The following is a 15,432-nucleotide window of genomic DNA, read 5'->3' on the forward strand; positions in this document are numbered from 1 at the left end:
GGGCCGGGCCAACCAGTCTCACGTCGAATGTCACGGAGGGGGTTGCTCGTCGGCGTCGAGCCGACCCAGTGTTCGGCGGGCATGCGCCTTGAGAAGTGGCTCTGCTCGCTGGATCGCCCGATGAACGGGGCTCTGCGGAGGATACCGGTGAAGGATTTCCTCGATGCGCTCGGCGACCTCGAGACGTTGTCCCTGCGGTCCGACCGTGAGGTCTGCAGTGACGAGCGCGTCCATCAGGGGTCCCTCTTCGAGCGGAAAGACCGCGAGTTGGTCCGCCAGGCCGCGCTCAGCCGCTTCGATGCGGGCGCAGGTGTGATGGGCGACCAGCCCGACGAGCCGCAGCGGGTAGCCGTTACGTCTCAGGTATCGGGCGCCGTCGAGGGAGTGTAGGCCGGTGTCCACGAGGTCAGGCGCATAACCAACGTCGTGTAGCCAGGCGGCTGCCACCAGCAGGTCACGATCGGCTGGCACCACCGTGCTCGTGAGTTCCGTGGCCCGCTCGCCGACACCCTGGACGTGAGCCCAACGCCGGGCCATCTGTGGGAAGTCGAGAAGACCAGCAGCAAGGTCCTTGGCGTTGGCCGTTAGGTCAGACACCCTCCGAACGTAGCGGCACAGCGGGCCGCCGCCCTACCAGCTCGGCGAGACGCTTGGGACGTCCCCGGGCCGGGAAACGCCCCCTCCGACGTCAGCCGATATACGGCGCGGTCCGACCGTCGAGGGCGTGGTCGATACGCAGTCGCATTGAGGGATGGATGTCCAACTGGTCGAGTTCGGCGGGATCTACCCAGCGGACCTGACGCGACTCGCTGGAGGTCCTCAGATTCCCACCGACAGGTCTGGCGGTGAAGCACAGCGAGAATTGCTGGCGCACCTCACCGTCGTCGTAGGCCATCACATGATGGGGATTGGTGTACGTGCCGACCAGGCCCGTGACCTCCACCTCGATGCCCGTCTCCTCGCGCACCTCCCGCACTACCGTGTCAGAGATCGACTCACCGATGTCGTGTCCGCCGCCAGGAAGAGCCCACAGGTTGTTGTCGGTGCGGTGGATCATCAACAACTCGCCCTGCTCGTTACGAACCGCCGCGACCACCGACGGCACCACGCTGTTGGCTTTAGGGGCGTCAGGGTCGTTGAAGAAGTCGCGGCGTGGCATCCGTCATCTCCCGTCGAACGCGGCGATCACCGCGTTGATGTCCGAGGTGCGCTTAGCATGGGTCCAAACCCGGTCAAAGCTGGTGAGGTAGTGGTCAACGACTCGGCCGCCAGGCACGCGCCGTAGGTGTAACACCGGGTTGTGAGCAGCAGTAGATCCGTACACGTGGGTGTTGACCAGCATGGTTTCGTCCACCCTGAAGATGGACGCGTACAACGTCGTGTCGTGCAGCCGGACCTCCACGCCAGGGATGGCCAGGATGGGCTCGTAGTAACGCAGGCTCAGCAGCACCCGGTGGGCCAGCCCAACCCCGAAGCCCTCTTCGTCTCCCCGGCGACGCACTGCGGCACCATTCGGATCGGCCAGCAGGACCCGTATTCGGCAGCCTTGGCGGGCTCGCTCACCGAGTTGGGTGATGTCGTGAAGCTCGGGCAGAAACAACCCGGCGAAGACGAGGATGTCGACCGACTCCCGCGCCTGCTGGATCAGCGACCTCCACAGCTCCAGCGGCACCGCCGACCTGGACGGATAGAACTCAACCATCTCGGCACGCCCTGCGGACACCGTCCTGAGATCGTCCACCACCGACGGCCACAGATATGTCTCGTCTACACCCAGCAGGTCTGCAGCCGCAACGCGGTGAGCGCGGTGCGGAACGCGATCACGGGTGATCCAGCGCTCCACGGTCTTCGGATCGACCCCGAGCAGCTCTGCGCAGCGCTGAGTAGTCAGCTCTCTTGCTGACACGGCTCCCCGCAGACGCTCGTTCGGCATCAGAGGCCGAGAGCCGAAGAGGGACGCATAGGGGCGTTTATACCCCCGTCGAGACGTCCGCGAAAGTCCCTGACCGGCGGTGGCCGGATCCCCACGATCAGCGATCGGATGGCGGGGGGCGCGGTTGGACGCAAGTAAGCCGCACATCTGTCATCGCCGAGGCTGGCTCGCAGCAGCTCTCGGGTTGGCATCACAGCACGTTCCGGGGGAGGACGCCTTGACCACGATGGCCCTGAACACCGGCACCACCACGACCGCTGCGGTGAGGGAGCAGACCACGAGGTATCCGGAGTGGCAGGCCCACGGCCAGACCGATCCGAGCTGGTGGATCGACGGGCACCTCGGTGGCCGGTCACTTGCCGAACTGCTGCGTCAGCGTGACATCGGGTCCCTGTTCCGCTTCCTCAAATCGCGGGGATGGAGCCAGGCGGCGATCGCCGCAGCCACCGGAACCACGGAAAACCAGGTTCGAGCGGTCATTCAGGGGCGCCAACGAGTCACCTCCTATGACGTGCTCGAACGGATCGCCGAAAGACTCGACATCCCACGGGGTCTGATGGGGCTCGCGTACGAGAAGTGACGCACGTCAGCCGGCGGCACCGTAGGTCTGCGGCGCATCGCGGTCCTTCACCGCCGAGGGGACTCATGGTGGCCGGCCACCGTGGGGCTGGTTTCGACTCGGGAAGCACGCAATCGTCGATGGTCACCATGCATCGACGATTAGCTGTCGGTGCTTCTCCTCCTGGTGGACGTAATTCATCAAACTATTGTGCTTGAGAAAGGTTTCTAGGTGTACGAACAGAGCGAGCTTGAGCGTTACGGCTATCGCCAGGAGTTGGCGCGCCAGCTTCGATTTCGGGACCTGCTGGCCTACGGGCTGGTGTACATGGTGCCGATCGCGCCGATGGCGATCTTCGGCAGCGTGTACGCCGGCTCCGGCGGGATGGTGGCCCTGGCGTACGCGGTTGGTGTGGTGGCGTTGGTGTTCACCGCGTTCTCCTACGCCCAGATGGTGAAGGCGTTCCCCATGTCGGGCAGTGTCTACAACTACGCCGGCCGAGGCATCAGCGCGCCGGTCGGGTTCCTGGCTGGCTGGGTGATCCTGCTCGACTACGTGCTCGTGCCGGGTCTGCTGTATCTGGTGGCGTCGGTGGCGATGCACGCCACCGTGCCTGCGGTGCCGGTGTGGGTGTGGTTGCTCGGGTTCGTCGCGGTCAATACGGTCGTCAACTCGGTGGGGATCCGTATGACCGCCGTGGTGACCCGGGTGATGCTCGTCGGCGAGTTGATCGTCCTGGCGGTCTTCCTCGCGGTCGCCGGTTGGGCTCTCGCCTCGGGCAGGGGCCGGTTCAGCTGGGACGCGTTCTACAACTCCGACACGTTCACCTGGTCTCTCGTGGCGGGCGCCGTGTCGATCGCGGTGCTGTCCTTCCTCGGCTTCGACGGGATCAGCATGCTGGCGGAGGAGACCAAGGGCGGTTCCCGGCAGATCGGCCGGGCGATGGCCGCCGTCCTCGTCCTGGCCGGCGTGCTGTTCATCGCCCAGACTTGGCTGGCCGCGATGCTCGTCCCCGAGCCGGCCTCGCTGCTCAGTGCCGGTGATCCGAACGGCACCGCCTTCTACGATGCCGCGCAGGTGGCTGGCGGAGGCTGGCTGGCGACGTTGTGCGCGGTCGCGACCGCGATCGCGTGGGGCCTGCCGAACTCGATGGTCGCCCAGGTCGCCACGTCCCGGCTGCTGTACGCGATGGCCCGGGACCGGCAGCTTCCCGCCTTCTTGGCGAAGGTGTCGATCCGCCGCAACGTGCCCCTCAACGCCACCCTGCTCACCGGCGCCGTCTCCCTCGCCCTCGGCCTGTACATGGCCACCCGCGCCGACGGGATCACGCTGCTGTCGTCGCTGATCAATTTCGGGGCGATGGTCGCGTTCCTGGTCCTGCACGTCTCCGTCGTTGTGCACCACCTCATCCGCCGACGTAGCGGCAACTGGTGGGCGCACCTGGTCATGCCTGGTATCGGCTTCGTGATCCTCGCCTACGTGGTGGTCAACGCGAACATCGCCGCGCAGCGGCTCGGTCTGGCCTGGCTCGCCCTCGGCGTGGTCGTGCTCGCCGGCCTGTACCTGTCCGGCCGCAGACCCGCCCTGTCGGGTCTGGCGCCCGCGCAGCCGCAGGCCCGCCACGTCGAGCGGGTGTGACGACCATGGACACGATTACCTACCGGCCCGCCCGCGACGAGCTGGCCTATACCTTCGGCGGGCGGATGCCGGTGGCCCACGTCCGCTCCGGCGACGTGCTACGGGTGCACACGGAGGATTGCTTCGGCGGATTGGTGCGCGGTCCGGCGGACCTGCCGTCGCAGGTGTGCCGCATGCCCTACCTGAACCCGGTGTCCGGGCCGTTCTTCGTCGAGGATGCAGAGCCAGGCGACACCCTCGCCGTCCACCTCGCCTCGATCGTTCCGGCCCGCGACTGGGGAGTCTCCTCGACGTTCCCGCACTTCGGGGCACTGACCTCCACCTCACATACGGCGACCCTGCAGCCGCCTCTCGAGGAGCGGGTGTGGGTATACGACATCGACCAGCAGGCCGGCACGGTCCGCTTCCACGCCACCGACAGCGACCACACGGTCGACCTGCCGCTGGACCCGATGATCGGCACCGTCGGCGTGGCGCCGGGCGGTTTCGAGGCGCGTTCGACAATCGTGCCCGACAGCCATGGCGGGAACCTCGACACACCGGAGCTGCGCGCCGGTACCACCCTGTACCTGGGGGTGAATGTGCACGGGGCGATGCTGGCCCTCGGCGACGGCCACGCCTGCCAGGGCGAGGGTGAGGCCTGTGGCGTCGGGGTGGAGATCGCCACAACCACCAGCCTGATCATCGAGGTCATCAAAGGCGTCCCGACGGTGTGGCCCCGCCTGGAGACCGACACGTCGATCATGTCGGTCGGCTGCGCCCGTCCCCTTGAAGACGCGTACCGGATTGCGCACCGCGACCTGGTCGGCTGGGTGGTAGACCTCACCGGCCTGGAGCAGCTCGACGCCTACCAGCTGGTGTCACAGGCGGGACGGGCGCCGATCGGCAACGTCTGCGACCCGAACTACACACTCCTCGCCGCCGTCGACAAGGTACTGCTTCCGCAGCCGCAAGCCGCCTACGACGGGGTGCACGCCCGCTTCCGGCAGCACACCGACGGGCCGAGGTAGAGGGCGGGATCCACATGGCCTCCTCCATCCCCCAGCTGCCGTTGCGGGACGAGTTGTTCCTGCTCGGTCACGACGACGACACCGGCCAGCCACACATCCACCGCCAGGCCCTCGCACTCGGCCTGGCGGGTGCGGTGCTCATCGACCTCTTTCTCGCCGGGCGGATCGGTCTCGACACCACGGACGACACCCAATCGGGCGAGGAGCAGCGGCTGTGGCTGCACCTGGACCGCCCGGTCGGGGACTTGATCGCCGACACCGCCCTGGCCTCCATCCGCTACGCCCACCCGACCCCGCCGCTGCGGAGGTGGCTGCGCGGGTTCGCCGACGACCTGTACGACCGCACCCGCGCCGGCCTGCACGCTGGCGGGATCCTGCGCCACGACGTGCGTCGCCGCCTGGGAGGGCTCGCCCGCACCGACCGCTACCTGCCCACGGACCTCAAGTGGCCGGTCGTCGCCCGCGCCCGGTTGCACTACATCGCCGCCGGCCGTGACCAGCCCGACAACCACACCGCCGCCCTCGGCGGCCTCGTCGCGACCCTCGGCCTGACCAACCACCTGTACCTCGCCGACGACATCGCCGCCCTCACCGTGCAACTGCGCACCATTGCCGCGCAGCACCACCGGCAGGTACGCGACATCACCGCCGCGGTCGACGCCGCCGTCGGTGACCTCGCCACCGCCGCCTACCGGTGAGCCCGCACCATCCCACCCGATCCGCTGCCCCTTGGAGGCATCTTATGGACGTCATTCCGCGTATCCGTGCCGCCCGGTGGGCGGACAAGGAACCGGTCGCCGCGCTGATCGCCGACGCCCTGCATTCCGGCCCTCTCGCCCAGTGGCTGGTGCCCGATCCGACCTGCCGACGGCGGATCCTGGCCGACGTGGCGGTGATCTGGGTGGAACACGCCATGTTCTTCGGCGACATCCAGATCACCGACGACCTGAGCGCCGCCGCGATGGGGTTTCACCGCTACCGCAGCATCCCGCCACCGTCGAACTACCGCAGCCGACTGGCCGACGCCGCCGGCCCGCACGCGCGGCAGTTCGAACTCCTCGACCAACTACTCACCCAGGTCCGACCCACCGAACCTCACTACCACCTGGCAGTTCTCGCCGTCCTTCCCGCCGCCCGGCGGCGCGGTGTCGGCGCGGCGATGCTCACCCACCATGAGAGCCGCCTCGACCGCATCGACATGCCCTCGTGGACCGAAACCGCGCCCAACAGCCAGGACCTGTACCACCGGTACGGCTACCTCCCGAGGCCCGCGCTCGCCCTGCCCGACGGGCCGGTCATCGCTCCGATGCGCCGCAACCCTCACCCGAACCGCGGCTCTTGGCCGGTGAACACCGCCACGCCAGCGACCGTCACCGCCGCGGCGCGCGCCCAGTCCGACGCCCAACGCTAGGCCCCGGGTTCCGGCGGCCAGGTCACAGCTCGCACCGCATTCTCTCTGACACCGCCCCGTGTCGCCGCCCACATCTGCGCTGGGCCCACATCGGGGTGTTCGAGCCGGTCGCCCGCCCGTTGAGGGAGGGCAGCGGCGACCGACGTGGCCGGCGACGACAGCCCCCCACTGTCGTCGCCGGCCACACCCTCCGCCCACATGCGCCGTCTGCGGGGTCATTACGAACTTCACAAACCCGGCGCTGCTCCCACCGCCTGAACGCAACCATGAACCCCAAGGGAAGGAACGCCGATGCCGACGCGGACGACAGCCGTCCCCGCGTGGACACCCGCCTTCGTCGCCGAGGTCGTCGCCGCGACCATCGAACAAGCCGCCGTCCACGGCCTGCACCAAGCGCCCCGGGACGTTGCCCGCAGCCACCACCTGTCGCCCGCGACGGTTGAGGAATGGGTCTCGCGGGCCCGCGCCGTGCAGGCCGCGCCCGTGCCACCCGACCTCCTGGCCTGCCACACCTGCGCGCGATCCATGATCCTCATCCAGCTGCCCGGCAGCGGCAGGGTCTACCTGTGCGCGCCGTCCTGCGGGCGCACACCGGTACCGGCCGATGAGATCCGCGACGCCGTCGCCGCAGTGATCCTGCACCGCACCCCACACCTCGTCCCAACCGGCAAGACGACCCAGGCCGCCTCCTACGCGCTCGGCCCCATCCAACGCGTCACCGTCGGCGCCACCGGCACAGACCTGCACATCACCTGGAGAGCCATCTCCCTACAGGTCACCGGCCCGATGATGGCCATGGCCCAGCGTCTACACCTAGCCCAGCGCCACACCGCCAACAACAAGCCCGAGCGTGCCATCGACGTCCTGCACAGCGGGCTCCTGCACATCGACCCCACCAGCGCCACGCTCGCCCTGGACACCGCGACCGCCCGCGCCGCCACGCTCCTGGCCACCCTCACCCTCACCAACGGCGACCCAGCCGCCGCGCTCCCCTGGGCCCAATGGGGACACCGCAGCCTGCGCCACCTCCTCCGAGACCCCACCAACCCCGAAGTCCGCGCCGCCCTGCGCGTCCTGGCCGCCACCCACCGCGCCGCCGGGAACCTCACCACCGCCGCCGACTGCTACAGCGACCTCATCCGCCACCACACCCAAGCCGACGGACCCTACGCACTACCCACCCTCGCCACCCAAGCCACCCTCGCCGTCGTCCTGTACGAACACGGCCGCCAGGAACCGGCGCAGCAACTCCTCGCCCGCACCATCGCCGACCACCGCCGTGTCCATCCCCACCACCCCGCCATCGCGCGCATGACAGCCGCCCTGTACCGCATGCACACCACAGCTACCGGCCCGCCGGGTCATCCCCCGCACATCGCAACGCCCGCCACGCCCGGCGCCAGCTAGACCGCCGCGCACCTGACCACCCACAACCGGGACAACCGGCCTGGGCGCACCCGAAACAAATGCGCATCGAAAGGACACCAAACACCTTGCTCCGCACCACCCCCACCACGCGCCGATGGTCGGCAGGACTGATCGCTGGCCTCCTCCTCGCCGGCTGCCAACCCGGACCCGCCAGCCCGACACCGGCCACACCATCCCCCACGACGCCTCCGGCGCCCCCATCCCCGGCACTCGTAGCGACCGCGCCCGGCCTCACCCCACCGCAGCGCCTGCGTCTGCTCGCCGGCACCATCACGGTCGCCCCCGCCGATCGCACCATCGACCTGCCCTACACCTACCTCCACACCCAATCCTGGACTCGTGCCACCAATGTCATCACCCGCTCGGACCTACAGCGCTGGCGCCGCGACGCCGACGACTCCGGCCGCGAGGTGACGCGCCGGCTCCCCGACGTGCGTGGCCTCGCCCACCGTCCGACACCTGACGAGCGCCGCCAGTTCGCCGCTGCCGGGACGAAGACGACGCGATACGTCAGCGGCGAACTCGAGCCCTACCTTCCCGAACCGCTGACCACCGACATCGCCGAGCTTGCTGGTGCGCTGGCCCCACGCGAACTGGCTGGTGAGCCCGCGTACCCGCGCATGCTCGTCCAAGGCGTCGTCGGTGTCGCCACCAGCCAGTACCTCAATCAGGAACAGCGCGCAGCCGCACTGGGAGTCCTCGCAGACGTGCCGGCCATCTCCTACCAGGGCGAGCAGACTGACCTCGCCGGACGAACTGGCCTCGGCTTCACCGTGAGTGCCGACAACTCCCAGACGCAGCTCATCGTCCACCCCCGCACAGGCGAGATCCTCTCTGCCGAAGAACGAGTGCACGGCGCGAAGGCGGGCTTGTTCTCCTACGTGCTGATCCTCGAACACGGCCACACCGGCACCGACACCGCAACGCTTGGCGGGCGGCCCTGAGCTGCCCCGTCCGCTCGAGGGCGTGCACCGGCGCATCGGCTCCGCACGGTGGTGACGTCGCCCTCGATGACGGTCACGTCGTGGCCCGCCAGGTTCGCTCGCCGCCGGGCCGCCAGCCGACCACCGATCTCCACGGCCAGCGCCGACGCGCCAGCGGCCATGAGGGGACCGAGTCACCTGCCCCGCTCTGGGCCCTAATCTCCGAGACGCGCGCACCCGGTCGCAGCCCGCACCCGGCAAGCACCTCATACCCTACGCAGCTACCCCGGCCGAGCTGCCTGAAATTGTCGGGATCATCGTCGAAGCTGCCCGCTGCCTCATTCACTGGCCGTCACCTCTCACGGCGCGAGCGTCGTCCGGGGGAATGACCGAGGCCTCGTAGGAGGGCGGCCTGCTACAGCTCGGCGACGATAGTGGTATCACCCTGCGAGGCGGGGACTGCGGCGCTTCCGGTTGATCTTCTTGGCGACGGCATCGGCGGCGTCTTGGTGCATCCGCTTGGTGACGCTCTGGTAGGTGTCGCGGGTCAGGGTTGTGGTGGAGTGGCCGAGTTGCTCGGAGACGACCTTGATGTCGACGCCGGCGTCGAGGGCGATGGTGGCGGCGCTGTGGCGCAGGTCGTGCAGCCGGATGGGGGGCAGCCCTGCTTTGCGGACGAGTTTGCGGAACCGTTGGGTGACGGCGTTGGGGTGCCATGGTTGCCCGTCGGGGCGGACGAAGAACAGGCCGGTGTCGGGCCATGTGTCGCCGGCGGCGAGTTGCCAGGCGGCGCGGCGGGCCTTGTAGGCGGTGAGGACTTTGGTCGTGTCGATGTCGAGGGCGACGTCGCGGTTTCCGGCCCTGCTCTTCGGCGGTTTCTGCACGGCGGTGTAGCCGTGGGTGGCGATTTGGTTGTTGATCGTGGTCTCGCGGCGGTGCAGGCGTACCTCGCTGTCGCGCAGGCCGCACGCCTCGCCGCGGCGGGGCCCGCGGTAGGCCATGTAGTGCCACATCGGGTGCAGGTCGGGGGCGTGTACGGCGGCGTAGTCGAGGAACTGCCCGACCTGGGAGTCGGTCCACACCATCACCGGTCCGGGGACCTCGCCGGTGGCCTTCCACCGCCGTATGCGTTCGTCCTCCCACACGATCGGTAGGGGCCGGTCGGCGGGGACCTTGACCAGGGCGGCGGGGTTGGCGCCGACGATGAGTTCGTCGGCGAGGGCGTCGTTGATCGCCTTGCGCAGGCAGGCGCGGATGCGCTGGCGTGTGCTGGCACCAGTGGGTCGCACGCCGGTGACGGACGCGCGGACGGCTGGGTCGGTGCTCGCTTTCGCGGCGGCGATCTCGTCGTTGCGGCGCTCGATGGCGGCGAACATGGCGCGGATGTGGGTGGTGCGCAGCTTGTCCAGCGGGATGTCGCCCAGGTGTGGGATCAAGTGGACCCGAGCGATCGATTCGTAGCCGCGCTGCGTGTTCGCGTCGATCGTGAGGTGGGTCAGCCAGCCGGTGAGGTACTCGGCGACGGTGGGCATGTCGGCCAGCGCACCGTCGCCGCGCAGCCGCTGGCGGACGCGGTCGACCTCGGGCAGGGGACGCTTGGCGCGTACGGCGGTTTGCAGCAGGTCGGCGATCTCGGTACGGCGGCGCCGGTCACCGTCGGCGAGGGCGAGCAGGTCGCGGGCCTGGTCGAGTTCGTCGGCGGCGGCACGCCGGGTGGGAAAGCTGGAGCGGCGTAACTGCCGGCGCCCGCCATCGGTGGTGGGTGGTAGTTCAAGTTGGTAGGCCCAGTGGCCGTGGTCGGAGCTCCAGGCTCGGTTCGCGCGGCGTAGTTTCGGGCAGTCGTTTCCCAGTGGCTTGCCGGTGTCGGGGTGGCGGCAGCCGCAACGCTTGAAGATGCTTCCGTCTGGCATCGGAGGTGGTGCTCCCGTTCGTCTGGGTGGTGGGGCATCGGTTTGGTCGATCGACATCCACGCGTGACCGGCGGCCACGATCAAGTCGCCGCGGTTCCAGGCCCGGTGGGTGGGCCATGCGCTGGGGCCGGTGACCGGCGAAAGTCAGATGCGCCCTGCTGGGGAGTCTGGGATCCTGTCCGGTTCGCGTGAGATCGGGCATGGAGGACGGCCAATGGTGGCGGCAGATGACGTGGCAAGGGGTCGGGTGCGACGCCCGGAGCTGCGGGCGGCAGTAGCCCAGCTGATGGCGACGGTGCTCAGCGACCTCGCGGCTCGCGACGGCGTGCCGGTGTTCGCGACCGTTCCCGACTTTCGCGAGTGGCACCGCTGCGACCAAGAGTCATTCGTCGCGATTCGGCGCGACGCCTGGCAGATGCCGGGCCGGGTCACCGACTACCGGTTCTTGGACACCTTCGCCGAGATGGGGCCGGTGCGGGCCGTCGTGGTCGCCGATCAGGTGCTGCGCGAGCGGGTGGATTGCCTCGTCGGCGTGGAGTTCGCCCTCACGCTCCGGCAACTGGGGTGGACGCTGGTTAAGCACGTCCTCGAACCCATGGTTGCCGCCGTCGGGGGTTACCGGTTCGACCAGGAGGCATTCGACGCCGCGTACAGCAGGTTGGAGGAAGGTCTGCTGGCCACGCGGGCGCGGCTGGTCGAGGTGGTCCCGCTCAACGCCTTCACCCCCACCGCGGGCGTCGAGGCGGTCACGTTGCCGGACGGCCTGGTGCTGCAAGCGATGAGCGACCGGCAGGTGAGCGCCGCGATCGGCTACCTCGCGGTGCCGATCGCCTTCGCGGGCGGCCCGAATTCGGTGACCGTGTCGCGGTTCCACCAGTGAACCCTGACCCGCTGCACCTCGTACCCGGTTTGCTCGGCCATGGACGTGCCCGCCCAACCGACGGCGCCGGATTCAGGCGCGCTGGTCGAGCCAGCCAGCCGTCTCGTGGCTGCGCTTCGGCTGGTGTGCGGCGGGTCCGTCACCGCGACTCGGGCGATCCGCTGCCCACCGGACGACGACTTTCCCCAGGGCCTGGGGCCGACGGCGTCACTGTCGGCGCTACCCACCTTCGACGAGGAGCGACCGACGATCCTTGGGCAAGAGCAGGTGGAGGCGGTGCGCGAGGTGTACGACCTCCTCGCGCATCCCGCGGTCCGGGCGAACCGGGGTCTGCAAACCGCGCTGCGCCGGCTGGTCCTGGCCGGGGCCGACCGGGTACCGACCGACCGGCTCATCGACCTGATCGTCTGCGCCGAAGTGCTGTTCATCAAACTGCCAGGCCTGCCAGCGGATCCCGGCAAGCAGGACAAGATCGTTGCCGGAGCGACCGCGCTCTTGGCGGACGACCCTGTCCTGCAGGCGCCGCCCGAGCGGCTCGAGGCACTCCTGCGTCTGGGATACCGGCTCCGCAACGACGAGATGCACGGCGACGACCCGAGCAGGCGGGAACTGCGCACGCTGACCGGTCAGCCGACAGACGACCTGTCAGCCGTCGTGGATGACATCGAGCGGGTGTTGCGCCGCGCCCTGGTCCGGCTCCTCTCCGGCATCGTCGAGCAGTAGTCGGCGCGACTGCACCGGCATGGCGTACGGAGCCGCGCATTGGGCCTCCTACCCGCGGGGTCACGGCCGAGGGCTGCAGCCCGTGGTGTCCCTGGCCCCGCCCGAATACCCACCGTCCTCGTCGGCACCCGCCCCGCAGGTGTCACCAGATGTCGGTACCGGCGGCGAATCGAGGTGCAGTTTCCGCCGGATCGGGGCGGTCGGCACGCGGTAGTACGCGCCGGCTCGGAACACTGGCACCGGGAAGGCGTCGCGAGCGGCCAGCTTGTAGGCCGCCGAGCGGGAGATGCCGAGGATGGCGGCGGCGGTGGCGAGATCCGTGGTCGCCCCTAGCGCCAGGATGCGCTCCGTGGTCCAGGTACAAGCTGCGTCGTCGCTGTCGGGGTTGGCGGCAGGGGTGAGGTTGCGGGTTCGTCGTGCTGATCGCATGGGCTTGACTCCTAATCTCGGACCGGCAGCCGCAGGGGCGGTGGGGTCCTGGGTTCAGATAAGGGCTGGCTATCCGCAGGCGGCACCGCCGTCACGTCGGACTGGCGGTGCCGCCTGCGGAGCGAGGCCGTGGAGGCACGGAGCACGCCGATGCTGGTTAGCGGGATCTCACTGGCACCCTGGCCTCGACCGGCGCCATCACTGGCCATGTCAATAGGCCAAGGAACCTTCTGCCGTTACCACCTGTGTGGGCACAGCAGCAGCTGCAGGGCGGCGGCGGCCTGTTGGGGGACGACGCCGTTGCCGAGGACCCGCAGCGCGCGCGTGCGCGGCAGCCCCAGGTCGGGGCCGGTGACATGGCCTGGGTTGAGGCCCATGAGCCACTCCACAAACGGCGGCGCGAGGACGGGCTTGCCGTGCCGGCCGATCTGCGTGGGTGCCGGTGCGGGCCGGCCGAGCAACAGCTCCCAGCGGGCGACTGCGTCGGCGTAGGCGCCCCACCGCTGCTCGTCGGGCTGCCCGAGCCCAGCAACGGTGGTGCGCAGGTCCGCGCCACCGTCGCCATGCCGCCCGGGACCGCACCCGTCGTACACGCGCGGGGTGGGCAGGAGCCGGGTCGGGACCCGCACCGCCGCGGAAGGGAGAGTCAGGTCGCCGTGTGAGCCGCGCTGCCCAGGGCAACCTTTCTCGCCGTCGGTGGCCCGTGGGGTGGGCAGGAGCACCTGGGATAGCGGGGGCCGAAACCCGGCCCCCGCACGTCGTCCGGGCGTCCCGGTGTCACTCGCCCTGGGGGTGGGCAGCAGACGCGCGCCGTCGGCCCGCGCATGCCGGTGCTCAACGTCGCGTGCGCTGCGCCCCGCAGTGGAGGTGGATAGGAGGCCGTAGGTCGAGCCTGACGGTTCGATGAGGTCGGGCAGCCCGTACGGAAGGCCGGGTCCTTTGCCGTCACGGGCGCACGGTGTCGGCAGCGTCCGCACCTCCTCCCACTCGTCCGGCGGGTGCGGCCAGCAGGAACAGCCGGTCGCGGCGGTGGGCGGCGCCGATGTCGGACGCGCGTAGGCACGTCCAGCTCGTGTCGTACCCGATCGCGGCCAGGTCGGCTTCGACGACGTCGAACCCTCGCCGTAGGAGCGCGGCGACGTTCTCCACGAACACGAGCGGCGGTCGAAGGACGCGAACGGCGTCGACGACGGCACTCCACAGGCTGGAGTGCGCTCCGGTGATGCCGGCGCGCTTGCCGGCGTTGGAGATGTCCTGGCAGGGGAACCCGGCGGTGAGGACGTCGACGGGTGCGACGCGGGTCCAGTCGACGGTGCGGATGTCACCGAGGTTGGGTGTGTTGGGCCAGTGGTGGGCGCAGACGGTGGCGGCGTGCCGGTCAGTTTCGGCGTACCAGGTGAGCTGGCCGCCGAGCACCAGCTCGACGGCCAGGTCAAGGCCGCCGTAGCCGGTGCACAGCGATCCGATGCGCGGTGGGGGTTGGTGGTCAATCACGCACCTCCGCCGCGTCGAGCGTCGGATCCTCACCGCGCGCCGCCAACCGCAGAATGCGGCAGGTCTGCGCTCGAGAAATGCGGCTCGGGTGGCGGTGGGCAGGCGCACTCACGCGACCACCCCTCCCCCGAGGGTGTCCTTTGGGCTTCCTACATCCGAATCGGTCTGGCTCTTGATGAACACGAGGACGTCCTCGTGGGCGATCAGGTGCATGGGGGTGCCGGCGGCCCGTGCCTTACGGACGGCCTGGAGTTGGAAGAACGACGGGCGGGCGACGAGCCCGCCGTCGCGGACGGCGGCGAGCAGCGCCACGCACCGGTCGACCGGGGTGAGGCCGGCCCGGATGCCGGCGCCGATGACCGCGCTGGGCAGGTCGACCAGTTCACCGTGCTTGCGCCACGGTCGGGCGGTCACCACGACGACCCCACCAGGCTTGAGGAGGGTGTGGCAACCGGCGAGGATCTGAGCGAACCCGTCGGCGAGTCCGGTGAGGTCGCGGTAGGCAAGGTTCCCGCGGTCGGTGCCGTCGTTGTAGGCGTTGTCGAACTTCGCCACCCCGTCCGCGCCGGGCCGGACCAGGCCGTGCACGGTCGGCCCGTACGGCGGCGAGGTCACCACGAGGGCGACCTGCCCGGCCAGGGCTCCGGGTACGAGCGACAGGATGCTGGTGGCGTCGCCGCGGATGACGCCGGCCCGGCCGGTCGCGCCCTGGGTGTGGGCGTGGGTGATGTTGGCGTCGGCGATGTCGGACCAGCGGGACTCGTACTCCACCCCGATCGCGTCGCGGCCGGCGTGGATCGCCTCAACCAGGGTGGTGCCGATCCCACACATCGGGTCGAGCACCAAGTCCCCCGGTTGGGTGTAGGCGGTCACGGCGTGCGCCGCGATCGCCGGGAGCATCCGCGCCGGGTGCTGCACCGACTCGCGGACGTACCGACCGCGGCGCTGGACCGGTCCAGTGGCCTGCGCGGTCGCCCACACCGACAGGCTCTCCGGGCCGGGAACAGCCCGATGACGTCCGATCGGGCTGACGCTCGTGGCGGCAGCCGGCGTGCTCTGCTCGTCGGGCTCGGCCGGTGCGGCGTCTACGCGGT

General features: G+C 69.7%; 17 protein-coding genes. 9 read left to right on the plus strand and 8 right to left on the minus strand.

The annotated features are described in order from the left end of the window. Positions 1–30: 30 nt before the first annotated feature. From ABUL08_RS20465 to ABUL08_RS20475, 3 genes are all read right to left on the minus strand, one after another. Positions 31–597 carry an HD domain-containing protein gene (locus ABUL08_RS20465; RefSeq protein WP_350931545.1) on the minus strand — a complete coding sequence of 189 codons (567 nt, stop codon included), beginning with the start codon at positions 595–597 and terminating at the stop codon, positions 31–33. Between the two features lie 91 nt (positions 598–688). Continuing rightward, the gene (locus tag ABUL08_RS20470; RefSeq protein ID WP_350931546.1) at positions 689–1,159 is read right to left on the minus strand and encodes an NUDIX hydrolase; all 471 of its coding nucleotides are present in this window, start codon (positions 1,157–1,159) and stop codon (positions 689–691) included. Between the two features lie 3 nt (positions 1,160–1,162). After that, positions 1,163–1,906 carry a DUF5919 domain-containing protein gene (locus tag ABUL08_RS20475; protein ID WP_350931547.1) on the minus strand — a complete coding sequence of 248 codons (744 nt, stop codon included), beginning with the start codon at positions 1,904–1,906 and terminating at the stop codon, positions 1,163–1,165. Positions 1,907–2,159: 253 nt separating this feature from the next. Between ABUL08_RS20475 and ABUL08_RS20480 the strand changes: the two genes are divergently transcribed. From ABUL08_RS20480 to ABUL08_RS20510, 7 genes are all read left to right on the plus strand, one after another. Further along, positions 2,160–2,513 carry a helix-turn-helix domain-containing protein gene (locus tag ABUL08_RS20480; RefSeq protein ID WP_350938746.1) on the plus strand — a complete coding sequence of 118 codons (354 nt, stop codon included), beginning with the start codon at positions 2,160–2,162 and terminating at the stop codon, positions 2,511–2,513. Positions 2,514–2,723: 210 nt separating this feature from the next. Beyond that, complete coding sequence (locus tag ABUL08_RS20485) at positions 2,724–4,130, plus strand: APC family permease (protein WP_350931548.1); 1,407 nt, start codon at positions 2,724–2,726, stop codon at positions 4,128–4,130. Further along, entirely contained in the window at positions 4,127–5,140 is a 1,014-nt protein-coding gene (locus ABUL08_RS20490; RefSeq protein ID WP_350931549.1) for an acetamidase/formamidase family protein, read from the plus strand. Before ABUL08_RS20485 ends, ABUL08_RS20490 begins: the two co-directional genes overlap by 4 nt. A gap of 14 nt (positions 5,141–5,154) precedes the next feature. After that, positions 5,155–5,838 (plus strand): GOLPH3/VPS74 family protein, encoded by a 684-nt coding sequence (locus ABUL08_RS20495; protein WP_350931550.1) that lies wholly within the window; start codon positions 5,155–5,157, stop codon positions 5,836–5,838. A 44-nt stretch (positions 5,839–5,882) separates the two neighbouring features. Beyond that, the gene (locus ABUL08_RS20500) at positions 5,883–6,551 is read left to right on the plus strand and encodes a GNAT family N-acetyltransferase (protein ID WP_350931551.1); all 669 of its coding nucleotides are present in this window, start codon (positions 5,883–5,885) and stop codon (positions 6,549–6,551) included. Between the two features lie 291 nt (positions 6,552–6,842). Continuing rightward, the gene (locus ABUL08_RS20505) at positions 6,843–7,958 is read left to right on the plus strand and encodes a tetratricopeptide repeat protein (protein ID WP_350931552.1); all 1,116 of its coding nucleotides are present in this window, start codon (positions 6,843–6,845) and stop codon (positions 7,956–7,958) included. Positions 7,959–8,044: 86 nt separating this feature from the next. Beyond that, the gene (locus ABUL08_RS20510; protein WP_350931553.1) at positions 8,045–8,923 is read left to right on the plus strand and encodes a hypothetical protein; all 879 of its coding nucleotides are present in this window, start codon (positions 8,045–8,047) and stop codon (positions 8,921–8,923) included. Between the two features lie 419 nt (positions 8,924–9,342). Here ABUL08_RS20510 and ABUL08_RS20515 read toward each other — a convergent pair whose 3' ends face one another. Beyond that, positions 9,343–10,812 (minus strand): site-specific integrase, encoded by a 1,470-nt coding sequence (locus ABUL08_RS20515; protein ID WP_350938748.1) that lies wholly within the window; start codon positions 10,810–10,812, stop codon positions 9,343–9,345. Between the two features lie 286 nt (positions 10,813–11,098). Here ABUL08_RS20515 and ABUL08_RS20520 point away from each other — a divergent pair, with 286 nt between their 5' ends. Both ABUL08_RS20520 and ABUL08_RS20525 read left to right on the plus strand, forming a co-directional pair. Then, a complete protein-coding gene (locus ABUL08_RS20520) occupies positions 11,099–11,692 on the plus strand; it encodes a hypothetical protein (RefSeq protein ID WP_350931554.1) in 594 nt (197 codons plus the stop codon). A 39-nt stretch (positions 11,693–11,731) separates the two neighbouring features. Then, positions 11,732–12,415, plus strand: a complete 684-nt coding sequence (locus ABUL08_RS20525; RefSeq protein ID WP_350931555.1) for a hypothetical protein — start codon at positions 11,732–11,734, stop codon at positions 12,413–12,415. Positions 12,416–12,475: 60 nt separating this feature from the next. On the opposite strand, the gene ABUL08_RS20530 is transcribed toward ABUL08_RS20525, so the two are convergent. From ABUL08_RS20530 to ABUL08_RS20545, 4 genes are all read right to left on the minus strand, one after another. Next, on the minus strand, positions 12,476–12,844 hold the full coding sequence (locus ABUL08_RS20530; protein ID WP_350931556.1) for a DNA-binding protein: 369 nt from the start codon (positions 12,842–12,844) through the stop codon (positions 12,476–12,478). A gap of 236 nt (positions 12,845–13,080) precedes the next feature. Further along, complete coding sequence (locus ABUL08_RS20535) at positions 13,081–13,473, minus strand: hypothetical protein (protein ID WP_350931557.1); 393 nt, start codon at positions 13,471–13,473, stop codon at positions 13,081–13,083. 316 nt (positions 13,474–13,789) lie between these two features. Continuing rightward, a complete protein-coding gene (locus ABUL08_RS20540) occupies positions 13,790–14,338 on the minus strand; it encodes a DNA cytosine methyltransferase (RefSeq protein ID WP_350931558.1) in 549 nt (182 codons plus the stop codon). Between the two features lie 108 nt (positions 14,339–14,446). Then, complete coding sequence (locus tag ABUL08_RS20545) at positions 14,447–15,361, minus strand: TRM11 family SAM-dependent methyltransferase (RefSeq protein WP_377522554.1); 915 nt, start codon at positions 15,359–15,361, stop codon at positions 14,447–14,449. Positions 15,362–15,432: the final 71 nt, after the last annotated feature.

It is taken from the genome of Micromonospora sp. CCTCC AA 2012012 (assembly GCF_040499845.1).
In the GTDB taxonomy this organism is placed as follows: Bacteria; Actinomycetota; Actinomycetes; order Mycobacteriales; family Micromonosporaceae; genus Micromonospora; species Micromonospora mangrovi.

What these genes read in the sequence shown, in the direction of transcription:
- ABUL08_RS20470 (WP_350931546.1), bottom strand. Translation starts at nt 1,159, where the DNA reads ATGCCACGCCGCGACTTCTTCAACGACCCTGACGCCCCTAAAGCCAAC.
- ABUL08_RS20480 (WP_350938746.1), top strand. Translation starts at nt 2,160, where the DNA reads ATGGCCCTGAACACCGGCACCACCACGACCGCTGCGGTGAGGGAGCAG.
- ABUL08_RS20495 (WP_350931550.1), top strand. Translation starts at nt 5,155, where the DNA reads ATGGCCTCCTCCATCCCCCAGCTGCCGTTGCGGGACGAGTTGTTCCTG.
- ABUL08_RS20500 (WP_350931551.1), top strand. Translation starts at nt 5,883, where the DNA reads ATGGACGTCATTCCGCGTATCCGTGCCGCCCGGTGGGCGGACAAGGAA.
- ABUL08_RS20505 (WP_350931552.1), top strand. Translation starts at nt 6,843, where the DNA reads ATGCCGACGCGGACGACAGCCGTCCCCGCGTGGACACCCGCCTTCGTC.
- ABUL08_RS20515 (WP_350938748.1), bottom strand. Translation starts at nt 10,812, where the DNA reads ATGCCAGACGGAAGCATCTTCAAGCGTTGCGGCTGCCGCCACCCCGAC.
- ABUL08_RS20520 (WP_350931554.1), top strand. Translation starts at nt 11,099, where the DNA reads ATGGCGACGGTGCTCAGCGACCTCGCGGCTCGCGACGGCGTGCCGGTG.
- ABUL08_RS20525 (WP_350931555.1), top strand. Translation starts at nt 11,732, where the DNA reads ATGGACGTGCCCGCCCAACCGACGGCGCCGGATTCAGGCGCGCTGGTC.
- ABUL08_RS20530 (WP_350931556.1), bottom strand. Translation starts at nt 12,844, where the DNA reads ATGCGATCAGCACGACGAACCCGCAACCTCACCCCTGCCGCCAACCCC.